The organism is Sphingomonas sp. 22R3R2A-7, from assembly GCF_036856055.1.
GTDB lineage: Bacteria > Pseudomonadota > Alphaproteobacteria > Sphingomonadales > Sphingomonadaceae > Sphingomonas.
The window spans coordinates 537,933-560,641 of sequence record NZ_JASPFR010000001.1 but is presented as its reverse complement, the minus strand read 5'-3'; the positions used below and the strand labels follow the sequence as shown (position 1 = coordinate 560,641).

The following is a 22,709-nucleotide window of genomic DNA, read 5'->3' as shown; positions in this document are numbered from 1 at the left end:
GGTCTGCAATGCCCAGAATCGTTTCCGCCCGCGTCATCGTCACCTGCCCGGGGCGCAATTTTGTCACGCTGAAGATCGAATGCGACGACGGCACCACGGGTATTGGCGACGCGACGCTCAATGGCCGCGAACTGAGCGTCGCGAGTTATCTGACCGATCACGTCGTGCCGTGCCTGATCGGCCGCGACGCGCACCGGATCGAGGATGTCTGGCAGTATCTCTACAAGGGCGCCTATTGGCGGCGCGGGCCCGTGACGATGGCGGCGATCGCAGCGGTCGACACCGCGCTCTGGGACATCAAGGGCAAGCTGGCGGGGATGCCGGTCTATCAGTTGCTTGGCGGCGCGGCGCGCGATGCCTGCATGGTCTATGCGCACGCCAACGGCACGACGATCGAGGACACGATCGCGGTCGCCAGGGCCGAGCAGGCCAAGGGCTACAAGGCGATCCGGCTGCAATGCGGCGTACCGGGGCTCGCCTCGACCTACGGCGTCGCCAAGCACGGTGCGCGCTACGAGCCTGCGGACGCCGACCTGCCGAGCGAGAGCGTCTGGTCGACCGAAAAATATCTGCGTGTTGTCCCCGAGCTGTTCAAGGCCGCGCGCGAGGCGATGGGGTGGGACGTCCACCTGCTCCACGATATCCACCACCGGCTGACGCCGATCGAGGCGGGGCGGCTGGGCAAGGCGCTTGAGCCGTATAACCTGTTCTGGATCGAGGATCCGACGCCGGCCGAGAACCAGGAGGCGTTCAGGCTGATCCGTCACCACACCACGACGCCGATCGCGGTGGGCGAAGTGTTCAACTCGATCTGGGACGCGAAGGACCTGATCCAGAACCAGCTGATCGATTACATCCGCGCGACCGTCGTGCATGCCGGCGGTATCACGCATCTCCGCAGGATCGCCGCGCTCGCCGACCTGTATCAGGTGCGGACCGGCTGCCACGGCGCGACCGACCTGTCGCCGGTGGCGATGGCGGCGGCGCTGCATTTCGGGCTGTCTGTGCCCAATTTCGGCGTGCAGGAGCATATGCCGCACACCGAAGAGACCGACGCGGTCTTCCCGCATGCGTACAGCTTCGACGACGGCATGATGCATCCGGGCGACGCGCCGGGGCTGGGCGTCGACATCGACGAGGAATTGGCGGTGACCTACGACTATAAGCGCGCCTATCTTCCGGTCGCGCGTCTGGAAGACGGCACGCTGTGCAACTGGTGAACGGCGGCGCTGCCGCCGCGCTCGAAAAGCCGCGCGGCAAAGTCCGCTGGATCGTCTGCGCGTTGCTGTTCGCCGCGGTGGCGCTCAGCTACATCGACCGGCTCGTGCTGCCGACGCTCAAGCCCGAACTCCAGGCGCGCTATGATTGGAGCGAGCAGGGCTATGCCGATCTCGCGATCGCGTTCCAGGCGGCGTACGGCATCGCCTATGTGCTGTTCGGCCGGTTCGTCGACCGGGTAGGCGCCAAGATCGGCTATGCGGTCGCGGTGACCTTGTGGACGATCGGCCATGTCGCGCACGCCTTGTTCACCAGCGCCGGCATGATGATCTTCGCGCGTATCCCGCTGGCGATCGGCGAGGCCGGCGCGTTCCCCGCCGCGCTGGCTGCGACCAACGAATGGTTTCCGCAACGCGAGCGCGCGCTGGCGATCGGCATCTTCAACGCAGGCTCGAACGTCGGCGCGATCCTGACTCCGCTGTTGGTGCCGGTGATCGCGGTGACGTTCGGCTGGCGGATGGCGTTCGTCGCAACCGGCGCGCTGACGGTGATCTGGCTGGTCGCATGGCTCGCCTTCTACCGCACGCCACGCAAGCACCCTCGCGTGACTCCCGAGGAACTGGCGTGGATCGAGGCCGATCCCGTGCCGCCCGCCAAGCCCGTCCGCTGGCGCACATTGCTGCGGTTGCGGCAGACCTGGGCGTATATGCTCGGGCGGTTCCTGATCGATCCGGTGTGGTGGACGTTCCTGTTCTGGCTGCCTGATTTCTTCAACCGGCAATACGGCGTGAAGATGCTCGATTTCGGTCCGCCGCTGGTCGCGGTGTATGTGCTCGCTGATGTCGGATCGATCGCGGGCGGGTGGTTCTCGTCGCGGCTGCTCAGCAAGGGCGCGACGCCGAACCGCGCGCGCAAGACCGCGCTGTTCGTGTGCGCGTTGTTCGCGCTGCCGATCATCTTCGCGGCGCAGGCCCCCGGGCTATGGTGGGCGGTCGCGGCGATCGGGCTGGCGTGCGCGTGTCACCAGGGCTTCTCCGCCAACGTCTATGCGATCCCCGGCGATCTGTTTCCGCGCGGGATGGGTGGATCGGTGATCGGTCTGGGCGGGCTCGCCGGCGCGTGCGGTGGCATGCTGATGGCCAAGTTCGCAGGCACGATCCTCGCCGGGGTCGGCAGCTATGGACCGATTTTCGCGGTTGCCGGCTGCGCCTATCTCGTCGCGTTGCTGGTTATCCACCTGCTCATACCGCACTATACCCCCGTCGATCCGGAACGCCTTGCATGAACCAGCCGCTACGCCTGCACCCCGACCGCCTGTTTCCCGCCGACGCTCGCACCCGTGATATCGCGCGCGCGCTGCATGCGGGCGTGAAGGACCTGCCGATCGTCAGCCCGCACGGCCACACCGACCCGGCCTGGTTCGCGCGCGACGAGGCGTTCAGCGATCCGGCATCGCTGCTGATCGTGCCCGATCATTACGTGTTCCGCATGCTCTATAGCCAGGGCGTGCCGCTCGATGCGCTGGGCGTGCCGACGGTCGACGGCAGCCTCACGGAAAGCGACCCGCGCACAATCTGGCGGATCTTCGCCGACAACTATCACCTCTTCCGCGGCACGCCGTCGCGGATGTGGCTCGACTGGGTGTTCGCCGAGGCGTTCGGGATCGACGTCCGCCTCGAACCCTCGACCGCGGACCTGTATTTCGACACGATCGACGCCGCGCTGAAGACGCCCGAATTCCGCCCCCGCGCGCTGTTCGACCGGTTCGGGATCGAGCTGATCGCGACCACGGAGAGCCCGCTCGACCCGCTCGAGCACCATGCCGCGATCCGCGCGAGTGGGTGGCAGGGGCGGGTCGTCACCGCCTATCGCCCCGACCCGGTCGTCGATCCCGACACGCCGGGCTTCGCCGCCAACGTCCGCCGGTTCGGCGAGACCGCGAACGAAGACGTCGGCAGCTATGCGGGCTATCTCGCCGCGCACCGGTTCCACCGTGCGCGGTTCCGCGTGGCGGGCGCGACCTCGACCGATCACGGCCACCCGTCGGCGGCGACCGCGGATCTGACCCCCGCCGAAGCCGAGGCACTCTATGCACGCGTCATGGCAGACCCGACGCCTGCGGAAGCGGAGCTCTTCCGCGCGCAGATGCTGACCGAGATGGCGGCGATGTCGGTCGAGGACGGCATGGTGATGCAGCTTCACCCCGCCGTCTCGCGCAGCCACAATGCGCAGGTGCTCGCGCGCTTCGGCCGCGACAAGGGCGGCGACATCCCGCTGCCCGGCGAATTCGTCCGCGCGCTGAAGCCGCTGCTAGACCGGTTCGGCAACGATCCCAGGCTGACGCTCATCCTGTTCACGCTCGACGAGGACACCTATTCGCGTGAACTCGCCCCGCTTGCCGGGCATTATCCGGCGCTGCGGCTGGGGCCGCCCTGGTGGTTCCATGACAGCCCGGAGGGAATGCGGCGGTTCCGCGAGCGCGCGACCGAGACCGCGGGCTTCTACAACACGGTCGGGTTCAACGACGATACGCGCGCGTTCCTCTCGATCCCAGCGCGGCACGATGTCGCGCGGCGGATGGACTGCGGGTTTCTCGCGCATCTCGTCGCCGAGCACCGGCTCGAGGAGGACGAGGCGCATGAGGTCGCGCGCGCGCTCGCCTATGATCTCGTCAAGCAGGCGTATAAGCTGTGAGGCTGTCGCAGGCCACGCTCGACCGGCTGCCCGCGCGCGTCGTCCGCCCCGCCTATGACCGCGCGTCGGTCAGGCCCGGCGTCGTGCATCTCGGCATCGGCGCGTTCCATCGCGCGCATCAGGCGACGATCTTCGAGGCCGCGCTCGCAAGCGGTGATCTGCGCTGGGGGATCATCGGCGTGTCGCTGCGATCCCCGCAGGTCCGCGACCAGCTCGTTCCACAGGACGGACTGTACACGGTGGTCGAACGTGACGGCAGCGACGAGCGTCTGCAGGTCATCGGCGCGATCGTCGACGTCCTCGTCGGGCCGGACGATCCTTCCGCGGTCGTCGCGGCGATCGCATCGCCCGAGACGCACCTCGTCACGCTGACGGTGACCGAGAAGGGATACAAGCTCGATCGGGCAACCGGATCGCTGCAGGCGGGTGATCCCGACATCGTGCAGGATCTCGCGTCGCTCGACCGTCCGCGGACGGTGCCGGGGCTGCTGGTCGCCGGGTTCGCTGCGCGTCGCGCCGCGGGGCTCGGTCCGCTGACCGTGATGTCGTGCGACAATCTGCCGCACAACGGGACGCTGTTGCGCAGCGCGGTGCTCGCGATGGCGCAGGCGCATGATCCGGCGCTTGCCGCGTGGATTGCCGCCGAGGTCGCCTTCCCGCAGACGATGGTCGACCGGATCGTTCCTGCCACCACCGACGACGATATCGCGCGGCTGGGCCAGACGCTCGGCGTCACCGATCAGGCGATGGTGAAGGCCGAGCCGTTCCTGCAATGGGTGGTCGAGGACAAGTTTGCCGGCGCGCGCCCCGACCTTGCGGCGTTCGGCGTTCAGCTGACCGACGCCGTCGCCCCCTGGGAGGACGCCAAGCTGCGCCTGCTCAACGGCGCGCATTCGGCGATCGCCTATCTGGGCGGACTCGCCGGCCTCGACTTCGTGCACGAGGTTGTCGCGATTCCCGCGGCCCGCGCGTTTGTCGAGGCCTTGTGGGATGAAAGCGCGACGACGCTCGATCCGCCCGCCGCGCTCGATCTCACCGCCTATCGCGCGGCGTTGATGGCGCGGTTCGCGAATGCTGCGCTTCAGCACAGGACGCGTCAGATTGCGATGGATGGCTCGCAGAAGCTTCCGCAGCGGCTGCTCGCGCCGATCGCCGAGCGGCGGGCAAAGGGCCTTGCCGTCGATACGCTCGCGCTTGCCGTCGCGGCGTGGATCCGCTGGCAATCGGGACAGACCGATCTGGGCGAGGCGTTCGCGATCGACGATCCGATCGCGGATCGGCTGGCGAGCGCGGTCGCGGGCACGGCGGATACGGGTGCGCGCGTCGATGCGCTGCTTGGGCTGCTCGGGTTCACCACCGATGCCGACCTGCGTGCGACGCTGGTCGCCGCGGTCGACCAACTCGCACAGGTCGGCGCGCTGGCGATGCTCGAGCGCTATCGGCGCTGACCGCGACCGGTAGCCGCGCGCCGGTCCCGTGGGGGACCGGCGCGCGGTCGGTGGTTACGCGGCCTCGACGACGCCGTCGATCACGCGCTCGAGCCCCAGCGGGTTGGCGTGCTTGACGGCGCGCGGCAGCAACGCATCGGGCAGGTCCTGATAGCAGACCGGGCGCAGGAAGCGCTCGATCGCCGCGGTGCCAACCGACGTCCCGCGCGGATCCGACGTCGCGGGGAAGGGGCCGCCATGCACCATCGCTGTCGACACCTCGACACCCGTCGGCCAGCCATTGGCGAGGATGCGACCGGCCTTGCGCTCGAGCAGCGGGACGAGCGTTGCCGCCGCGTCGTGGTCCGCCTCGTCGAGATGCAGCGTCGCGGTCAGCTGCCCCTCGAGACCTGCGAGCACATCGCGCAGCTGCGCCATGTCGCGGCAGCGGATGATCAGCGATGCCGCACCGAACACCTCGTGCGAAAGCGCCACGTCCGCCATGAACGCGTCCGCGGTCGTCGAGAACAGCGCTGCGCGGCCGCGGTTGCAGCCCGTACCCTCGGCGCCACGCGCGAGCGTCGCGATCTCGGCATGGCTTTCGAGCGCGGTGACGCCCTTGTCATAGGCGGCATGGATGCCGGGCGTCAGCATGACCTGCGGCTGGGCGGCGCTCAGCGCTTCCGCCGCGGTCGCCGCGAACGCGTCGAGATCGGGCCCGTCCAGCGCGACGACGATGCCGGGGTTGGTGCAGAACTGGCCCGAACCCATCGTCAGCGACCCGACATAGCCCCTGGCCAGCGCCTCGCCGCGCGCCGCGAGCGCCGCCGGCATCAGGATGACCGGGTTGATGCTGCTCATCTCGGCATAGACCGGAATCGGCTCGGCGCGCCGGTTGGCGAGCTCGACCAGCGCGAGACCACCCGCGCGCGATCCGGTGAAGCCGACCGCCTTGATCCGCGGATCGACGACGAGCGAGGCGCCGAGCGCATTCGATGGACCCTGGACCAGCGAGAACACGCCTTCGGGCAGGCCGCATTTCGCGACCGCCGCCTGGATCGCGCGCGCGACCATCACGGTCGCGCCGGGGTGCGCGGGGTGCCCCTTGACCACGACGGGGCAACCCGCTGCGAGCGCGGACGCCGTGTCGCCGCCGGCAACCGAGAAGGCGAGCGGGAAGTTCGATGCACCGAACACCGCGACCGGGCCGACCGCGATCCGGCGCTGGCGCAGGTCGGAGCGGGGCAGGGGCGTCCGGTCGGGCAGCGCGGAGTCGATCGTCACCTGTGTATAGCGGCCCTGGCGGAGCAGCTTTGCGAACATGCGAAGCTGGCCGGTGGTGCGGCCACGCTCGCCTTCGAGACGCGGCCGGGGCAGCCCGCTTTCGAGGATGGCACGCGCCACCAGCTCTTCACCGATCGCCTCGATCTCGGACGCGATCGTCTCGAGGAAGGTCGCGCGGTCTGCCGGATCGGTCTCGCGGAATGCATCGAACGCGGCGTCCGCCAGCGCGCATGCTTCGGCGACGTTTTCGGGGGACGATACGGCGAACGCGGTATCGAGCGTGTCGTTCGTCGCGGGATCGATGCCCTCGAACGTCGTGTCGCTGGTGACCGCACGCGCGCCGATCAGGAAACTGCCGTCCATGATATCATTCTCCTAGGAATTCGATTGAGGCCGTGATGTCGCAGGGGCGGACGCGGAGCGCCCGACCCGTGACGGTGGGATAATCCGCCATCGCCCCGTTGCTACGAGCGCCGGGTGCGCGCCGTTGCTTTGGACACTATCTGAGGGTCCTGCCGCACCGTTTCCACCCGTCAGGGCGAAACGCGTATCGTCCGCGGCGCATCGTTCTCCCGTCACACCATCACAAACGCATCATAGCAAGAATGGATGCTACCGCTACCATTGTCTGCATGCGATGGTGCGCGATCGGCAGGTGGCGGCGTCACGTGCGATTTCGGCACGGAATATGGGGCTTTCCGGCAGTGCGCGGCATGCTAGGGTTTCAACGATGACGACCAGTGTTCGCAAAACTCGTACCACCAAGCGGCAGGGCGGCGCGCCGACCATTTCGGACGTGGCGCTGCTCGCCGGGGTATCGCCGATGACCGTGTCGCGCGTCATCAACGCCGATACCAATGTTCGCGAAACCACGCGCGAGGCGGTCAACGTCGCGATCGCACAGCTCAATTACGCCCCCAATCCCGCCGCGCGCAGTCTTGCGGGTGCGGCGCAGTTGCGGATCGCGTTGCTCTATTCGAACCCCAGCGCGAGCTATCTCAGCGAATTCCTCGTCGGCAGTCTCGACCAGGCGGGGCGCAGCGACATCCAGCTGATCGTCGAGAAATGTGAAATCGGCGACCATGACGTCGAGGTCGCCGAACGGCTGGTGCGCAGCGGGATCGACGGCGTCGTCCTGCCGCCACCGCTCTGCGACTCCAAGGGCGTGCTCGAGGTGCTGCTCAACGCCAATATCCCCACCGTCGTCGTCGCGACCGGGCGCGCGCCTGAAGAGGCGGCGTCGGTCAGCATCGACGACATGCAGGCCGCGCACGCCATGACCGCGCATCTGATCGGGCTCGGTCATGCGCGGATCGGCTTCATCATCGGCAACCCGAACCAGACCGCCAGCGCCAAACGGCTCGAGGGCTATCGCGCGGCGCTTGCCGAGCACGGCGTCGCCGCGGACGACACGCTGATCGCGCAAGGCCTGTTCACCTATCGCTCGGGTCTCGATGCGGCGGAGCATCTGATGGACGCGCCGAACCCGCCGACCGCGATCTTCGCGAGCAACGACGACATGGCCGCAGCGACGGTTGCGGTCGCGCATCGTCGCGGGCTCGACGTGCCCGGCGACCTGACCGTCTGCGGGTTCGACGACAGCGCGCTCGCGACGACGATCTGGCCCGAGCTCACGACCATCCATCAGCCGATCGCGACGATGTCGCGCGCCGCGGTCGAACTGCTCGTCGGGATTGTCCGTTCGGCGCGCAACGGCAAGACCGAGCGCGCGCGGCACGTCCTGCTCGACTACACGCTGATCCGCCGCCAGTCCGACGCCGCGCCGCGTCGCCGCCCCTCGACTCGCGCGCAGCACAAATCGAGCAGGGACTAGCCCCGACGGCCGGGCAATGATCCGGCGCGACATTGTTTTGACACGCTTTTTCGTCGCGTTGACCGCCCGCCGTCACGCTATCGCTTGACTGCGCCGTCAGTGACGGTAGCGCTCTCATAAGGTTATAACAGGAGAGATATCTTGGATCGCGTACCGGCAAGGCCGTTCCGTTCCCGCGACTGGTTCGCCGACCCCGCCCGGTCGGACATGACCGCGCTGTATCTCGAACGCTTCATGAATTACGGGCTGACCCCCGCCGAGCTTCGCTGCGGCAAGCCGATCATTGGGATCGCGCAGACCGGCAGCGACCTGTCGCCGTGCAACCGCATTCACGTCGAACTCGCCAAGCGGACGCGCGACGGGATCATCGCAGCGGGCGGGATCCCGATGGAATTCCCGACGATCCCGATCTTCGAGAATTGCCGTCGCCCGACCGCCGCGCTCGATCGCAACCTCGCCTATATGACGCTCGTCGAGACGCTCTACGGCTACCCGATCGATGCGGTGGTGCTGACTACTGGATGCGACAAGACGACCCCCGCGGGGATCATGGCGGTATCGACGGTCGATATTCCGGCGATCGTGCTGTCGGGCGGTCCGATGCTCGATGGCTGGCACGACGGCGAACTCGTCGGGTCGGGCACCGTGATCTGGCGCAGCCGCCGCAAGCTTGCCGCAGGTGAGATCGACGAGGAGGAGTTCCTCCAGCGCGCCACCGACAGCGCGCCGTCCGCCGGGCATTGCAACACGATGGGTACCGCCTCGACGATGAACGCGGTCGCCGAGGCGCTTGGCATGTCGCTGACGGGGTGCGCCGCGATCCCCGCGCCGTACCGCGAACGCGGCCAGATGGCGTACGAGACCGGCCGGCGGATCGTCGACATGGCGTATGAAGACCTGCGCCCGTCGAAGATCCTGACGCGCGCGGCGTTCCTGAACGCGATCCGCGTCGTCAGCGCGATCGGCGGATCGAGCAATGCGCAGCCGCACATCATGGCGATGGCGCAGCATGCGGGCGTCGAGCTCGACATGGCGGACTGGGCGGACCACGGCTACGACGTCCCGCTGATCGTCAACATGCAGCCCGCGGGCAAATATCTCGGCGAGCGCTTTCACCGTGCGGGCGGTGTCCCCGCGGTGATGCACGAGCTGTCCGAGGCGGGGATGCTCGATACGAGCTGCCTGACGATCACCGGACACAGCGTCGGCGACAATCTCGGCGGCCGTGTCACGAACGACCGCGAGATGATCCACACGCTCGAGGACCCCCTGCTCGAGCGCGCGGGGTTCCTCGTGCTCAAGGGCAATTTGTTCGACCATGCGATCATGAAGACCTCGGTGATTTCCGACGCCTTCCGGATGCGTTATCTGTCGACCCCCGGCGCCGAGAACCGGTTCGAAGCGCGCGCGGTCGTGTTCGACGGGTCGGACGACTATCATCACCGCATCAACGACCCGGCGCTCGGCATCGACGCGCAGTGCATCCTCGTCATTCGGGGCTCGGGACCGATCGGCTGGCCCGGCTCGGCCGAGGTCGTCAACATGCAGCCGCCTGACGCCCTGATCCAGCAGGGCGTGCTGACGCTGCCGACGCTGGGCGACGGTCGGCAATCGGGTACCTCGGACAGCCCGTCGATCCTCAACGTCTCGCCCGAAAGCGCGGTCGGTGGCGGCCTCGCATGGCTGCGCGACGGTGACATGATCCGCATCGACCTCGACGCCGGCACCTGCAATGCGCTCGTCGATCCCGACGAGATCGCGCGCCGCAAGACCGAGCCCGCACCGCCGATCCCACCCAGCAATTCGCCGTGGGAAGAACTGTACCGCGAGAAGACGGGGCAGCTGGCGCAGGGCGGCGTGCTCGACTTCGCAGTCAAGTATCGCGGGATCGCAGCCAAGACACCGCGGCACAACCACTAGGGACGGGCATTAGGGGGAGGGGGCGTTCGTCCCCCTCCTTCGGGCGGCCCCCAACTCTCGGCTATACGGCGGTCAGTGTCATCGTGATCGCGTGGCTCTCGCCCGGCTGCAGAACGGCGGGCACGGCGCGGTTGAACGCGTCGGGCATCGCGGTCACGGGCTCGACGCAGAAATACGGCTCGCCCGGCGGCGTGAAGACGTGGAGGAACGGCGTGCTCGTACCGGCCAGACGCAGATCGCCATCGTCGCGCGATATCGTCGCGTTTCCCGACCAGCCTTCATAGCTGTTGTCGATCAGGCTCGTCCGTTCGACCGTTTCGCCCGCGGCCCAGTCGCCGATCCGGTCCGCCGGCGCCGGCTCGGTCGGCAGAAACGCGTCATCGATCAGCCATACCCGCTCCGCATTGAAGCGCAGGCACGAAACCCCTGCCTTGGTGAAATAGGGATGAAGACCAAGCGAGAAGGGCATCGCCCGATCGCCGGTGTTGGTGAGCGACAGCGTCACGTGCAGCCCCTCATCGCTGAGCACGATCCGCTGCTCCGCATCATGCGCCCACGGCCAGCCATCATCTGCGCCGTGACGATAGCGGAGCGTCGCGGATCGCTCGTCGCTCTGTCCGACGGTCCAGGGCTGGAGCCACCCCGTGCCGTGCAGCGGATGCGCCTGGTCCGCGACGTTGCGCCGGACGACGAGCCCTTCGCCCTCGAAACTGAAGCGGCCATCGGCGATCCGGTTCGCATAGGGCACCAGCGGGAAGCACGCGGCCTCGAGCGGGTGCCGCGCGGCGTGCGGGGTAGGGCGGAAGATGTCGGCCCCGTCCCGCCGCAGCGCAGCGATCGCGCCCCCCAGCGCGGGGAGCAGGTCGAGCTCCCACGCGCCGCATGCCAGTCGCATCGTCAACCGACCATGTCCTCGAGTTCGCGACCGCGGGTTTCGGTGACCATCTTCTGGACGAAGAAGAACGAAACGAGCGCGGCAATCGCATAGCCGAGATAGGTGATCGCCAGACCCGGCGACAGCACGAGCGACGGGAAGCTCACCGAGATCACCGCGTTGGCGATCCACTGTGCGAAGCCCGATACCGCGAGCGCCGACCCGCGGATCTGGTTCGGGAACATCTCGCCCAGCATCACCCACATCACCGGGCCCCAGCTGACGTTGAAGAAGATCACGTACAGGTTGGCCGCAATCAGCGCGATCAGCCCGGTGTTGCCGGGCAGCGTGACGCCGACGCCCGACGCCGCGGGGATCGCGTTCGAGAACGCCCAGGCGACGATACCCAGCGTGACGGTCATCCCGGCCGAGCCGACGAGCAGCAGCGGCTTGCGCCCGATCTTGTCGATCAGCGCGATCGTCAGCAGGCATGCCGCGATCGAGAGGACGCCCGACAGAATGTTGATCTGGAGCGCATTGTCCTCGGTAAAGCCGACCGCCTCCCACAGCGTCGCGCCATAATAGAAGACGACGTTGATGCCGACGAGCTGCTGGAACACCGCGAGGCCGATACCTGCCCACAGGATCGGGCGGATCTTGCCGGTCTTCTTGTCGATCAGGTCGGACAGCCGCGGCTTGTGATGATCGACCGCGAGCGACGCGCGGATCTCCGCGACCTTGCGGCGTGCTTCGGCATTGCCGAACAGCCGCGTCAGCACGGTCTCGGCGCGCGCGTCATGCCCCTTGACGACGAGGTAGCGCGGGCTTTCGGGAATGAAGAACAGCGCGACGAAATAGATCGCTGCGGGAATGACCTGAAGCCAGAACATCCAGCGCCACGCCTGATAGCCCAGCCAGAATTCGGCGGTCGATCCGCCGGCGATCCGCGCAAGTGCGAAATTGGCGACGAACGCGCCGGTCAGGCCGGAGATGATCATGACCTGCTGGATGCTCGTCAGCCGTCCGCGGATATTAGCCGGAGCGACCTCGGAGATATAGACGGGCGAGGTGACGCTCGCCGCGCCGACGCCGAACCCGCCGATGATCCGCGCGATGATGAACACAGCGGACGTATCCGCCGCGCCTGCCGCGAGCGCGCTGATGATGAACAGGACCGCGGCCAGCATCATCGTGTTGCGGCGACCGATCACGTCGGACAGCCGGCCTGCGGCAAACGCACCGACCGACGACCCGACCAGGATCGCGCCGACGTTGACGCCGATCCCGAACCGGCCGAGCCCGAACGCCGCCTCGATCCCCTTCTGCGTCCCGTTGATCACGCCCGAATCATATCCGAACATGAATCCGCCGACGGTCGCGACCGCGACGATCAGGCCGATCAACGTCCCGTTGACGCGACCTGCGTCGATGCCCGGGTCCGTGGCAGTTGCCGTGCCGTTCATTAAGGCTTCCTTCCAGATGGTACGCGCTCTGACGGCGCGCTGTATTCGTGCGTTGGGTATTCGTCGTTCAGGTGGTGAGGCGCACCGGCGTCACCGGCGCGGCGCCCACGTCGACACGGAACGTGAAGACATTGCCGGCGAGCGGCTGATCCGCCAGCGCATCCGCCGACAGCCCCTGCCGCGCAGTGGTCGCGTAGGCGGTCTTGCCGTCTTCGCCGCCAAGCGCGATCTTGGTGATATTGGCGACGGGGAAGCGGACCTCGGCCGTCATGCTGCCATCGGGTGCAAACCGCCGCGCGGCCCAGCCACCATAGAACCCGACCCAGACGCCGCCCTCGGCATCGCAGATCGCCCCGTCGGGATACCCCGTCTGGCCGTCGAACGTCAGGAAACGCCGGCCTTCGCCGATGACGCCGTCGGCATCGATCGGATGCGCGTCGATCGACAGCCCAAGCGTGTCGACGAGATACGCCGTCCGGCCGTCGGGCGCGATCGCGGGGCCGTTGGTGATGACGATGGGGGCGACCGGCGCGGGCGTGACCACGCCGGCCTGCCAGCAATAGAACCGGCCCGTCGGGTTCGCCTCGTCATTGTCCATCGTCCCGAACCAGATCCGGCCCGCCGGATCGATCGCCGCGTCGTTGAGCCGGTTGCGCGGCAGATCGTCCTCGACGGCGTTCAACAGCGTGAAGCTGCCATCCGTAGGATCGAACCGGTGAACGCCCGTGGCAAGGCCGGCGACCCAGCTTCCGTCGTCCGCGGGCAGGATCCAGCCGACATGATCGGGTGCGTCCCATCGATCGAGCGCGCCGGTCGCGGGGTCGTGGCGATAGACGCAGGGCGCCTTGATATCGACGAACCACAGACCCGTATCGCGCGGTGACCAGACTGGTCCCTCGCCGAGTTCCGCGCCGACCGTCAGGATCGAACGGGCGTCCTTCTCCATCAATCCCTCATCCATGAATCAGCGCCATCCCGCGTCGATGAAATAATCATGACCCGTACACATCCGCGCATCGTCCGACGACAGGAACAGCACCAGCGCGGCAACGTCGCTCGGCTGGATGCGGCCATCGGTGCATTGTGCCGCGACGATCTCGGCCTCGCCTTCGGGGGTGTACCATTTCTCCTGGCGCGGAGTCTGGACGTTGCCCGGGACGACCGTATTGACGCGAATGCCCTCGCGGCCGAGATCGCGCGCGAGCCCGCGCGTCAGACCTTCGATCGCCGCCTTGCACGTCTGGTACAGAACCAGATCGGGGAGCGCGAGGTGCCAGCTGATCGATCCGAAATTCAGGATGACGCCGCCGCCTGCGCGCTTCATCGCCGGCACCACCGCCTGCGCCGCAAAGAACTGGTGCCGCAGATTGACGTTCAGCCGCTGGTCCCAATAGTCCGGCGTGACCTCGTCGATCCCGTGGCGATCATCGTTGCCGGCATTGTTGATCAGGATGTCGACACCGCCAAGCACTGTCTCGATCTCGGCGAAGATTGACTTGAGCTGGGCGATGTCGGTCAGATCGCAGTGGCGGTAGAGGGGCTCGTGCACCGCGCCGGGGGTCAGCCGCGCGAGCAGCGCGTGGCTGGCATCGTCCGCCACGTCGACGAACGCGACGCGCGCGCCCTGCGCCACGAAGGCCTCTACCAGGCCTTCGCCGATACCCGATCCGCCACCGGTGACGATGACGCGCTTGTCGGCGAGGCTCGGATAGATCGCCTTGCCGCCGATAGCGGTCGTTTGCTGCAGCACTGGGGTCTCCGTCTGGTCGATTATCATGCGTCTAACAGCCCGCGACGGGCCAGATTGTTCATCAGCCCGCTGATGCCGAGCGTCCAAGCGGGCGCATCGCGCGACGTCGTCACGCGGTTGACCAGCGATCCGAGCTTCGGATTGGAGATCGACACCACGTCGCCCATCTTGTGCGTGAACCCGCGGCCCGGTTCGTCCCGGTCCTTGGTCGGGGCGAACAACGTGCCGAGGAACAACACGAAACCGTCGGGATAATGGTGCTCGCTCATCGCCTGAACGACCAGGTCCTCAGGGTCGCGGCTGATCTCGCGCATCGAGCTATGGCCGTCGAGCACATAGCCGTCCTCGCCCTCGATCTTCAGCGTGATCTCGCTCGCGCGGACGTCGTCAAGCGTGAAGCCGTCGTCGAACAGGCGGATGAACGGCCCGATCGAGCAGGACGCGTTGTTGTCCTTTGCCTTGCTTAGCAGCAACGCCGACCGCCCCTCGAAATCTCGCAGATTGACGTCGTTGCCAAGCGTCGCGCCGACGACGGTCCCCTGCGCATCGACGAGCAGCACGACCTCGGGCTCGGGGTTGTTCCACGTCGAATCGGAGCGGATCCCGATCGGCCCGCCCCAGCCGACCGTCGACAGCGTCGGGCTCTTGGTGAAGATCTCGGCGTCGGGGCCGATCGCGACCTCAAGATATTGGGACCACATGCCGTCGTCGATGAGCGCCTGCTTGAGCGCCGCGGCCTCTTCCGATCCGGGGACGACCAGACGGACGCTGCCACCGATCCGCGATTCAAGCCGGCCGCGTACCTCGGCGGCCTTGCTCGCGTCGCCGCGGGCGCGTTCCTCGATCACGCGCTCGATCGCCGACACCGCGAACGTCACGCCTGCCGCCTTGACGCATTGCAGATCGATCGGGCTCAGCAGGCGGGCGGGGGCGTCGGTCGCCGCGGACAGCGCGAGCGTCTCGAGCGCGCCGAGCGGGCGGCCCGCTGTCGTGTCGAAATCGCCACCGGCGACCAGCGCGGAGACGGTCGGCGCGACGCCCGACATATCGAAAATCTGTCCATCCCTGACCAGCACGGGGGTAGGACCGTCACCCAGGTCGATCCGACCCAGCAGGAGCGCACTCCGCCAATCTGCGGGCAGCGCCGATTCGACCGGCGCGGCGATATGCGACATCAATTTCCCTCTCCACTTATGTTACCGCTATCGTATCGGCGATTGCCCGATCGTCAAGGGGTGCGGCGCATATCGCGGACTATCCGCGCGGCACTCGTCCTCCTCCGTCTGACGCCTGCACGCATCCGTAGCAAGCCGGTCCGTTCTGCGCGGCCCACAACGCGCGCGCATCATGATCGTCCCGCTCCGATCCGCCCTGCCGAGTCGTGCTAAACCGGCCTGAGACGTCGTCCGTCGTCGTGCGGGGCAAATGCCGAGGGGATAACGCTATCATTCATCGCGCGGAACCGCGGCTTTCCTGTTCGGCATAGTGCACCCGGCGCTCGGCAAGGATCAAAGCGCGCTGCGGCCCGTTGATCCTGTGAGGAGAATGATGATGGCAGACGATGGCAAGCAGCCGATGCAGGCGGTTCCCGACAAGGACGACGCGAAAATGTCGGGCGATGTCGAGACGGGGCGCACGGGCGGCGGCGAGAGCGGCGGCGGCGCGTTCAAGGACAAGGACCAGGTCAAGGGCGACCCCGACAATGACGGCTTCGACCATCAGCATGGCGGGCAGTCGCACATCGACTATAGCGGCCCCGACAATCCCAACGCGACGGCGGGAAGCTGAAGAAGGTTGAACGGGCTGGTTGCAGGGGTGTTGGTGGGCCCGGCAGGAATCGAACCCGCAACCTAGCCGTTATGAGCGGCCAGCTCTAACCGTTGAGCTACAGGCCCCACCGTCGCCTGCGTTAGCGCAAGCTTTGGGAAAGCAAAAGACCACAAAAGAAAAGGGCGCCCCCGCGGGGACGCCCTTCCGACACCAAAACCTGTCGGGCGCGAGCGCCCGACACAGTCTTAGTTCATGTTGTCGGTCTTCTCGTCGGCAGCTTCGCGGACGTTGTCTGCTGCTGCGTTCATGTTGTCGGCTGCGTTCTCGAGCACGTCGGTTGCGACTGCGTTCGAGGTGTTGTCCGCCATGGCGTCCATGTTGTCAGCCTGCATTTCCATGTTGTCTGCCAGCATGTCCGCGTTGTTCTCAACTGCGGCTGCTTCTGGCGACTTGCTGCATGCTGCGACGGACATCAGGCCGGCGGCAGCAGCGATCAGAACGATCTTCTTCATTCGAATGCTCCCAAGCATAGTTTCACTCGCGGCCGACCCGATTGCCGTCGCGAAGTCCCGTCAAATAGCGGACCTCCGCAGCCGGTCAATCCGCTAAATTCATCTCCTGGCAAGGTTTGCGACAGGACGATGACGCAATCGAGCCACCGATTGGTCACTTTCTAGGCACAACCGGTCCGATTTCTTCGGGTGCATTGGCGACGATCGCGAGCATCGTCGTCCATGCCGCGACGTTCTGCTGCAGCTGCACAGGATCGATCCGGTCGAGCGTATCGTCGGGCGTGTGATGCGTGTCGAAATAGCGCGTACCCGACTGGTTGAGGTCGATCGCCGCGACGCCGAGCGCCATCGTCGGTCCGACATCGGTCCCGTCGCCACCGACACCCGCGCCCCGCGCGATGCCAAGCGGCGCGAGCGCGGAGGCGAGGCGATCAGCTACCGGCTTCGCGCTCTCGGGCAGGTTGGTCTCGAACCGCCACACGCGGTCCGCACCGAAGTCGGATTCGCCGGCGGTCGCGTGGCGCTCGGTCTTGTGCGCCTCGGCATAGGCCTTGCCGCCGAAACCGCCGACTTCCTCGGCACCAAACCAGACGACGCGGATCGTCCGGCGCGGGCGCGGGCCGTCGAGGATCCGCTTGGCCGCCGCCGCGGTGATCGCCACGCCGCTCGCATCGTCGATCGCGCCGGTCCCAAGATCCCAGCTGTCGAGATGCCCGCCGATCAGCACGATCCCCGCCTTGGGATCGGTCCCGGGGACCTCGGCGATAACGTTGCCCGATTCGTGCGTACCCGTCATCCGCGGCGTGAGGACGAGCGTCATCGTGATCGGCTTGCCGCGCATCGCGATGCGTTCGATCAGTTCGGCATCGGGGACCGACAGCGCGGCCGACGGGATCGGCGTGACGCCGGCGGGGAAGTTGGTCGTGCCGGTATGCGGGTTGCGGTGATGGTCGGTGCCGATCGAGCGGATCACGATCGCGGCCGCGCCCTTGCTCGCCGCCATCGCCGGACCGACGAAGCGCGCAGGGCCATAGGCGCCATAGCTCGACCCGTCCTGCGTCGGCTCCATCGCGTTGCCGACATAGGCGATCTTGCCCGCAAGGCTTCCCGCGGGCGCCGCCGCGAGGTCGCCATACGTCTTGAACACGACGACCTGCGCGGTCAGCCCGCCCGCAGGCGTCGCACCCGAATTGCCGAGTGCGGTCAGCTTGAGCGCCTGCGGGAAGGGCGAGAGGATCGACGCGGTCTCGATGCCGCGCACCCAGACGGGCATCTGGTACGGCTCGATCCGGACGTTCTTGAACCCGAGCGCCTTGAGCTTGACGACCGACCAGGCGCGCGCCCGCGCCTCGGCTTCGGTTCCCGCCAGCCGTGGCCCGATCTCGGTCGTCATCCCCTCGACGATATCGTACGCGACCTCGTCCTTCAGCGCCGCATCGCGGAGCGCAGCGACCTTGGCGTCGACCGGCGCGGGCGGCGGGGGAGCCGTGCGCTGTGCCATAAGGGGAAAGGTCAGGGTGGAGGCGGCCAGTACCGCGAGCGTGCGCTTCATCATCGGCGAAGCCTATGTCGCCGCTCCCCGTTTGCCAACGGCCCGTCGCATCGCTATCTGCGCTCGTCAAATCCCGCCTCAGTCTAGCATGGAGCCCGGCACCAACATGGCCGTCCAGTACACCTACGTCATGAAGGGTCTGACCAAGACCTTCCCCGGTGCCGCAAAGCCCGTCCTCAACAACATCCACCTCCAGTTCATTCCGTCGGCGAAGATCGCGATCATCGGCCCCAACGGTTCGGGCAAGTCGACGCTCATGAAGATCATGGCGGGGATGGATCCCGATTTCACCGGTGAGGCCTGGGCAGCCGACGGCGTCAATGTCGGCTATCTCGCGCAGGAGCCGCAGCTCGATCCGACCAAGGACGTGATGGGCAACGTCAAGGACGGCGTGCGCCCCGTCGCCGACCTCGTCGACCGCTTCAACGCGATCTCGGCCGAGATGGGCGATCCGCAGGACGACACCGATTTCGACGCGCTGATGGAGGAGATGGGCGATCTCCAGGCCAAGATCGACGCGGTCGACGGCTGGTCGCTCGACAGCCAGCTCGAACAGGCGATGGAAGCGCTGCGCTGCCCGCCAGGCGATTCGTCGGTCGAGAACCTGTCGGGCGGTGAGAAGCGTCGCGTCGCACTGTGCAAGCTGCTGCTCGAGAAGCCGCAGATCCTGCTGCTCGATGAGCCGACCAACCATCTCGACGCCGAGAGCGTGTCGTGGCTCGAGAATTACCTCAAGGAATATACCGGCAACGTCATCCTCGTGACGCATGACCGCTACTTCCTCGACAACGTCGTCAACTGGGTGCTCGAGCTCGATCGCGGCCGCTACTACACCTACGAGAGCAACTATTCGGGCTATCTGGAGAAGAAGGCGCAGCGCCTCAGCCAGGAAGAGCGCGAAGAGGCTGGCAAGCAGAAGGCGATCGCCGACGAGCTGGCGTGGATGCGCCAGACCCCCAAGGCGCGCCAGACCAAGTCGAAGGCCCGTATCCGTGCATTCGACGAGCTGATGGAGAAGCAGGAGAACCGCGTCGCGGGCAAGGCCGCGATCCTGATCCAGCTGCCCGCGCGTCTCGGTGGCAAGGTGATCGAGGCGAAGGGCCTGACCAAGTCCTACGGCGACAAGCTGCTGTTCGACGGTCTCGACTTCACGCTGCCGCCGGGCGGCATCGTCGGCGTGATCGGCCCCAACGGTGCGGGCAAGTCGACGTTGTTCAAGCTGATTACCGGCCAGGAAACCCCCGACGAGGGCACGATCGAGGTCGGCTCGACCGTAAAGCTCGGCTATGTCGATCAGAGCCGCGACGATCTCGATCCGAACAAGAACGTCTGGCAGGAAATCTCCGACGAGCTCGAGATCTTCCGCTTCGGCAAGCAGGAGATGGGGACGCGGGCGTATGTCGGCGCGTTCAATTTCCGCGGTCCGGACCAGCAGAAGAAGGTCGGCCAACTGTCGGGCGGTGAGCGCAACCGCGTCCACATGGCCAAGATGCTCAAGGAAGGTGGCAACGTCCTCCTGCTCGACGAACCGACCAACGATCTCGACGTCGAGACGCTGCGTGCGCTCGAGGAGGCGCTCGAGACGTTCGCCGGCTGCGCGGTGGTCATCAGCCATGACCGCTTCTTCCTCGATCGCCTCGCGACGCACATCCTCGCGTTCGAGGGCGACAGCCATGTCGAATGGTTCGAGGGCAATTATGAAAGCTACGAGGAAGACAAGCGCCGTCGCCTCGGCGATGCCGCCGACCGCCCGACGCGTCTGGCGTACAAGAAGCTGACGCGCTGAACGACCCAGCCCGCCGTACCCGGGTCACCGGGCTGCGGCGGGTGAAGCTGTCGCCCCGCGACGTGGCTCTCTGCCGCTGGGCTCAATGTTCGTCATCCTGACGAAAGTCAGGATCCAGGGTTACAGGCGGTCCGCTTCATGGCTCTGGATCCTGACTTTCGTCAGGATGACGGAGGGGGATGGTGTTGATCAGTCCTGACGCTAACTCGCCATGCCGCTCAGCCCGACGTATCGGGGGACAAGAAGCCGACTTACTGCGGGACCAAGTCCGCCGCGTGCCAATCAAAGGCTGCGGTAGATAAAGCGGTCTCCCCGCGACGGGGATCCCGGCACCTGACCTCCAAACCCCTCCGTCATCCTGACGAAAGTCAGGATCCAGGATTACGGGCAACCCGCTTCATGGCTCTGGGTCCTGACGTCCGCCAGGATGACGGGAAGGCATTGGCGTTCGTCAGGCTCGTCGCCCAAAGGCCGGCGGCGGCGGGCAACGGTCGCCGCGCCAAGCGACCTCGACCCGGAGCTTTACGCCCCGCGGGACAATGGTAAGAGGTACCATCCCGGTCACAGCAGCAACCCGGCATGACCGGCCGGACGTCCCGAAGCGCCCGTATCATGCCGCAAGGCGCGCAGAGTTTAGCGGAGTTGAGAGTGCCGATCGTCGAAATTTCACCCGGAGGGGATGCTCCCCCGGGGGCGGGCGAGCTTCAGTATCGCCTCCGCCAGCAGTCGATCCTCGCCGACTTCGGGATCGAGGCGTTGCGCGCGCGCGATCTCGATCCGATGCTTCAGCGCGCTACCGAACTCTGCGGCGAAGGCATGCGGTCGAAATACTGCAAGTTCCTCGAATACCGCCCCGAGCGCGACACGTTGCTGGTCCGCGCGGGGATCGGCTGGGCGCCCGGCGTCGTCGGGTCGACCGAGATGCGCACCGATCTCGGCTCGCCCGCTGGCTTCGCGCTGGAGACGGGTGAGCCCGTCATCTCGAACCATCTCGAAAATGAGGGGCGTTTCCGGACGCCCGACTTCATGGCACAGCACCAGATCCGCCGCGCGATCAACGTGCTCGTCGAGACGTCGGGAAAACGCTTCGGCGTGCTCGAGGTCGACAGCCCCGACGAGGGCAAGTTCGAGCCCGCCGATCTCGCCTTCATGCAGGGCTTCGCCAATCTGATCGGCGTCGCGATCGAGCGCCAGCAGGCCGAACAGCGGTTGAGCGATGCGATGGAGCACCAGGAACTGCTCACGCGCGAGGCGAGCCACCGCGTCAAGAACAGCCTCGCGCTCGTGTCGGCGATGCTCAACCTGCAGATGCAGGAGGACGACGATCCGCGCATCACGCGGCTGCTTGGCGACGCACAGGCGCGCATCACTGCGATCGCGCAGACGCACGACCAGCTCTGGCGGGGCGAACAGGTCGGCATCGTCGCGCTCGACGATCTCGTCTGTGGGATCGCGACGGGTCTTGCCGAGCAGGCGCCGAACCACCGTATCGACTGCGAGATCGATGCGATCCTGATCAGCGCCGACACCGCGATCCCGATGGGTCTGCTCGTCACCGAACTCGTCACCAACGCGATCAAATATGCCTATGACGAGGCGGGCGGCGTGATCCACGTCACGATCCGCGCGACCGAGGGCCGAGATCATCCTGTCGGTGGTCGATGACGGCGTCGGCATTCCCGAGGACTTCGACCTCAAGGCGGCATCGCGCAAAAGTCTCGGCATGCGGATGATCAACAGTCTGGGGCGTCAGCTCGGCGGCGCGACGACGATCACCAATACGGGCAGGGGCACCTGCGCGACGCTCGAGATCGCCGATCCGCGAAAGGCGACGCCCGCCGAGGCTTGACGTGTGTTGCTCGACCATAGCACACTCGACCGCGTAGTCGTGGGGCGGGGGCATTGGCGGGGACATGGGCATGATCTTGGGCATGATGGCGGCAGCGGCCGTGACGATGGCGCCGCAGGGAGCACGGGTCGTGCCGGGCGATCAGTGCTTTGCGATAACCCGGCCTGACGCGGCATCGGGGGGCGACGTGGTCATCGGCGCGACGCATCAGGTGATCCGCCGCGTCCGCATCGGCGGCAGGGCAGCCTTCGATATCGTCGTGAATCAAAGCGTGCCCGCCGCGAAGTTCGCGATGCGCGACCATTTCGTTCTCGCCCGCGCTGACCTGACGCCGATCGCGTTCGACAGCCGCCGCAACGGGGTCGACCACGTTTCGCTCAGCTATGCGCCCGGGCGCGTGACGGGGCGCCGGGTCGAAAAGGGGGCGACCGTTCCGATCGACGTCGCGGTGCCGACGCCGGTCTGGGACGGTAATCTCTGGGGGGTGACGTTCGGTGCGTTGCCGCTCGCCGCGGGCCGGTCCTTCGTGCTGCCCTTCTACCAGTATGACAGCGGTATCGGCCACTTCGACCTGACGGTGACGGGCAGCGAGCGCGTGTCCACGCCGACGGGGGCCGTCGACGCGTGGACGGTCGCGATCGTCAAGGACGGCAAGCCTAGCGGCACCGCGCTCATCGCCAAGCTCGACGGCCGCGAACTTGGCCTGCGCAGTCCGCGTGGCGGCACCAGACTTGGCGGCGATTGCAAAGGCCTGGACTGAGGACCTCGGTGCGGGC

The 22,709-nt window shown here is 66.9% G+C and carries 19 protein-coding genes and 1 tRNA gene; 11 read left to right on the top strand and 9 right to left on the bottom strand.

All coding sequences use genetic code 11. The features are described 5' to 3' along the window. Nucleotides 1–8 precede the first annotated feature (8 nt). The 4 genes from manD to QP165_RS02560 are packed head-to-tail and all read left to right on the top strand — an operon-like array spanning nucleotide 9 to nucleotide 5,360. The gene (manD, locus tag QP165_RS02575; RefSeq protein WP_333993609.1) at nucleotides 9–1,220 is read left to right on the top strand and encodes a D-mannonate dehydratase ManD; all 1,212 of its coding nucleotides are present in this window, start codon (nucleotides 9–11) and stop codon (nucleotides 1,218–1,220) included. Next, complete coding sequence (locus QP165_RS02570; RefSeq protein ID WP_333996918.1) at nucleotides 1,214–2,503, top strand: MFS transporter; 1,290 nt, start codon at nucleotides 1,214–1,216, stop codon at nucleotides 2,501–2,503. The genes manD and QP165_RS02570 overlap by 7 nt, the downstream gene beginning before the upstream one ends. After that, nucleotides 2,500–3,912, top strand: a complete 1,413-nt coding sequence (gene uxaC / locus QP165_RS02565) for a glucuronate isomerase (protein WP_333993608.1) — start codon at nucleotides 2,500–2,502, stop codon at nucleotides 3,910–3,912. Before QP165_RS02570 ends, uxaC begins: the two co-directional genes overlap by 4 nt. After that, entirely contained in the window at nucleotides 3,909–5,360 is a 1,452-nt protein-coding gene (locus QP165_RS02560; RefSeq protein WP_333993607.1) for a mannitol dehydrogenase family protein, read from the top strand. Before uxaC ends, QP165_RS02560 begins: the two co-directional genes overlap by 4 nt. Nucleotides 5,361–5,414: 54 nt before the next feature. On the opposite strand, the gene QP165_RS02555 is transcribed toward QP165_RS02560, so the two are convergent. Continuing rightward, nucleotides 5,415–6,989 (bottom strand): aldehyde dehydrogenase (NADP(+)), encoded by a 1,575-nt coding sequence (locus QP165_RS02555; RefSeq protein ID WP_443019351.1) that lies wholly within the window; start codon nucleotides 6,987–6,989, stop codon nucleotides 5,415–5,417. Between the two features lie 364 nt (nucleotides 6,990–7,353). On the opposite strand from QP165_RS02555, the gene QP165_RS02550 reads away from it, so the two are divergent. Then, nucleotides 7,354–8,457, top strand: a complete 1,104-nt coding sequence (locus tag QP165_RS02550) for a LacI family DNA-binding transcriptional regulator (protein ID WP_333993605.1) — start codon at nucleotides 7,354–7,356, stop codon at nucleotides 8,455–8,457. A 138-nt stretch (nucleotides 8,458–8,595) separates the two neighbouring features. Further along, the gene (locus QP165_RS02545) at nucleotides 8,596–10,377 is read left to right on the top strand and encodes an IlvD/Edd family dehydratase (protein WP_333996917.1); all 1,782 of its coding nucleotides are present in this window, start codon (nucleotides 8,596–8,598) and stop codon (nucleotides 10,375–10,377) included. A 61-nt stretch (nucleotides 10,378–10,438) separates the two neighbouring features. Here the strand turns inward: QP165_RS02545 and QP165_RS02540 are convergent, their stop codons facing one another. From QP165_RS02540 to QP165_RS02520, 5 genes are all read right to left on the bottom strand, one after another. Continuing rightward, the gene (locus QP165_RS02540; protein ID WP_333996916.1) at nucleotides 10,439–11,272 is read right to left on the bottom strand and encodes an aldose 1-epimerase; all 834 of its coding nucleotides are present in this window, start codon (nucleotides 11,270–11,272) and stop codon (nucleotides 10,439–10,441) included. A gap of 2 nt (nucleotides 11,273–11,274) precedes the next feature. Then, complete coding sequence (locus tag QP165_RS02535) at nucleotides 11,275–12,714, bottom strand: sugar porter family MFS transporter (RefSeq protein WP_333993603.1); 1,440 nt, start codon at nucleotides 12,712–12,714, stop codon at nucleotides 11,275–11,277. Nucleotides 12,715–12,781: 67 nt separating this feature from the next. Then, the gene (locus tag QP165_RS02530; RefSeq protein ID WP_333993601.1) at nucleotides 12,782–13,675 is read right to left on the bottom strand and encodes an SMP-30/gluconolactonase/LRE family protein; all 894 of its coding nucleotides are present in this window, start codon (nucleotides 13,673–13,675) and stop codon (nucleotides 12,782–12,784) included. 3 nt (nucleotides 13,676–13,678) lie between these two features. Then, on the bottom strand, nucleotides 13,679–14,491 hold the full coding sequence (locus tag QP165_RS02525) for an SDR family NAD(P)-dependent oxidoreductase (protein ID WP_333993600.1): 813 nt from the start codon (nucleotides 14,489–14,491) through the stop codon (nucleotides 13,679–13,681). Next, nucleotides 14,488–15,639 carry a fumarylacetoacetate hydrolase family protein gene (locus QP165_RS02520; RefSeq protein ID WP_333993599.1) on the bottom strand — a complete coding sequence of 384 codons (1,152 nt, stop codon included), beginning with the start codon at nucleotides 15,637–15,639 and terminating at the stop codon, nucleotides 14,488–14,490. Before QP165_RS02520 ends, QP165_RS02525 begins: the two co-directional genes overlap by 4 nt. Nucleotides 15,640–16,015: 376 nt before the next feature. Here QP165_RS02520 and QP165_RS02515 point away from each other — a divergent pair, with 376 nt between their 5' ends. Then, on the top strand, nucleotides 16,016–16,252 hold the full coding sequence (locus QP165_RS02515) for a hypothetical protein (protein WP_333993597.1): 237 nt from the start codon (nucleotides 16,016–16,018) through the stop codon (nucleotides 16,250–16,252). Nucleotides 16,253–16,283: 31 nt separating this feature from the next. Here the strand turns inward: QP165_RS02515 and QP165_RS02510 are convergent. From QP165_RS02510 to QP165_RS02500, 3 genes are all read right to left on the bottom strand, one after another. Further along, nucleotides 16,284–16,359, bottom strand: a tRNA-Ile gene (locus tag QP165_RS02510). A 120-nt stretch (nucleotides 16,360–16,479) separates the two neighbouring features. Continuing rightward, a complete protein-coding gene (locus tag QP165_RS02505; RefSeq protein WP_056023407.1) occupies nucleotides 16,480–16,746 on the bottom strand; it encodes a hypothetical protein in 267 nt (88 codons plus the stop codon). 154 nt (nucleotides 16,747–16,900) lie between these two features. Then, the gene (locus tag QP165_RS02500) at nucleotides 16,901–18,298 is read right to left on the bottom strand and encodes a M20/M25/M40 family metallo-hydrolase (protein WP_443019350.1); all 1,398 of its coding nucleotides are present in this window, start codon (nucleotides 18,296–18,298) and stop codon (nucleotides 16,901–16,903) included. Between the two features lie 106 nt (nucleotides 18,299–18,404). On the opposite strand from QP165_RS02500, the gene ettA reads away from it, so the two are divergent. The 4 genes from ettA (at nucleotide 18,405) to QP165_RS02480 (ending at nucleotide 22,693) form a co-directional block, all read left to right on the top strand. After that, on the top strand, nucleotides 18,405–20,084 hold the full coding sequence (gene ettA, locus QP165_RS02495) for an energy-dependent translational throttle protein EttA (RefSeq protein ID WP_056024301.1): 1,680 nt from the start codon (nucleotides 18,405–18,407) through the stop codon (nucleotides 20,082–20,084). A 648-nt stretch (nucleotides 20,085–20,732) separates the two neighbouring features. Continuing rightward, nucleotides 20,733–21,749 (top strand): sensor histidine kinase, encoded by a 1,017-nt coding sequence (locus QP165_RS02490; RefSeq protein WP_333993592.1) that lies wholly within the window; start codon nucleotides 20,733–20,735, stop codon nucleotides 21,747–21,749. After that, nucleotides 21,739–21,933, top strand: coding sequence for a hypothetical protein (locus QP165_RS02485; protein ID WP_333993591.1), 195 nt, complete (start codon nucleotides 21,739–21,741; stop codon nucleotides 21,931–21,933). The genes QP165_RS02490 and QP165_RS02485 overlap by 11 nt, the downstream gene beginning before the upstream one ends. A gap of 70 nt (nucleotides 21,934–22,003) precedes the next feature. Next, complete coding sequence (locus QP165_RS02480; RefSeq protein ID WP_333993590.1) at nucleotides 22,004–22,693, top strand: DUF3108 domain-containing protein; 690 nt, start codon at nucleotides 22,004–22,006, stop codon at nucleotides 22,691–22,693. The last annotated feature ends 16 nt before the right edge of the window (nucleotides 22,694–22,709 follow it).

Bases quoted from the DNA above. Each gene is read 5' to 3' on its own strand.
- manD (WP_333993609.1), top strand. From the start codon at position 9: ATGCCCAGAATCGTTTCCGCCCGCGTCATCGTCACCTGCCCGGGGCGC.
- uxaC (WP_333993608.1), top strand. From the start codon at position 2,500: ATGAACCAGCCGCTACGCCTGCACCCCGACCGCCTGTTTCCCGCCGAC.
- QP165_RS02550 (WP_333993605.1), top strand. From the start codon at position 7,354: ATGACGACCAGTGTTCGCAAAACTCGTACCACCAAGCGGCAGGGCGGC.
- QP165_RS02540 (WP_333996916.1), bottom strand. From the start codon at position 11,272: ATGCGACTGGCATGCGGCGCGTGGGAGCTCGACCTGCTCCCCGCGCTG.
- QP165_RS02535 (WP_333993603.1), bottom strand. From the start codon at position 12,714: ATGAACGGCACGGCAACTGCCACGGACCCGGGCATCGACGCAGGTCGC.
- QP165_RS02530 (WP_333993601.1), bottom strand. From the start codon at position 13,675: ATGGATGAGGGATTGATGGAGAAGGACGCCCGTTCGATCCTGACGGTC.
- QP165_RS02525 (WP_333993600.1), bottom strand. From the start codon at position 14,491: ATGATAATCGACCAGACGGAGACCCCAGTGCTGCAGCAAACGACCGCT.
- QP165_RS02520 (WP_333993599.1), bottom strand. From the start codon at position 15,639: ATGTCGCATATCGCCGCGCCGGTCGAATCGGCGCTGCCCGCAGATTGG.
- QP165_RS02515 (WP_333993597.1), top strand. From the start codon at position 16,016: ATGGCAGACGATGGCAAGCAGCCGATGCAGGCGGTTCCCGACAAGGAC.
- QP165_RS02505 (WP_056023407.1), bottom strand. From the start codon at position 16,746: ATGAAGAAGATCGTTCTGATCGCTGCTGCCGCCGGCCTGATGTCCGTC.
- QP165_RS02500 (WP_443019350.1), bottom strand. From the start codon at position 18,298: ATGAAGCGCACGCTCGCGGTACTGGCCGCCTCCACCCTGACCTTTCCC.
- ettA (WP_056024301.1), top strand. From the start codon at position 18,405: ATGGCCGTCCAGTACACCTACGTCATGAAGGGTCTGACCAAGACCTTC.
- QP165_RS02480 (WP_333993590.1), top strand. From the start codon at position 22,004: ATGATCTTGGGCATGATGGCGGCAGCGGCCGTGACGATGGCGCCGCAG.